The sequence below is a fragment of the Paraburkholderia sp. SIMBA_030 genome (genome assembly GCF_046535245.1).
Classification (GTDB): domain Bacteria; phylum Pseudomonadota; class Gammaproteobacteria; order Burkholderiales; family Burkholderiaceae; genus Paraburkholderia.
This window is the reverse complement of record NZ_JAWRXB010000165.1, coordinates 1-356: the sequence shown is the minus strand read 5'-3', so window position 1 is coordinate 356 and position 356 is coordinate 1. Positions and strand designations below refer to the sequence as shown.

The following is a 356-nucleotide window of genomic DNA, read 5'->3' as shown; positions in this document are numbered from 1 at the left end:
GCCTTCGGCATGGAAATCCGTGGCGTGCCGAAGGAAGAGCGCGAGAAGGCGATCAAGCAGGTTTCCGAGATGCTGCAGATCGGCCATCTACTGGATCGTAAGCCGAGCCAGCTTTCCGGCGGCCAGCGCCAGCGCATTGCGATTGCACGGGCGCTGGTGTTGAAGCCGGCGTTGATTCTGCTGGATGAGCCGACGTCGGCGCTGGACCGGACGGTGCAGCGGCAGGTGGTGGAGTTGCTGCGCAGCCTGCAGCAGAAGTACAACCTGACCTACCTGTTCATCAGCCACGACCTGGCAGTGGTCAAGGCGTTGAGCCATCAGCTGATGGTGATCAAGCAGGGGCAGGTGGTGGAGCA

The 356-nt window shown here is 62.1% G+C and carries 1 protein-coding gene; it reads left to right on the top strand.

The features are described 5' to 3' along the window. A partial coding sequence (locus tag SB772_RS39500; protein ID WP_410838451.1) for an ATP-binding cassette domain-containing protein occupies positions 1–356 on the top strand: 356 nt, incomplete at both ends.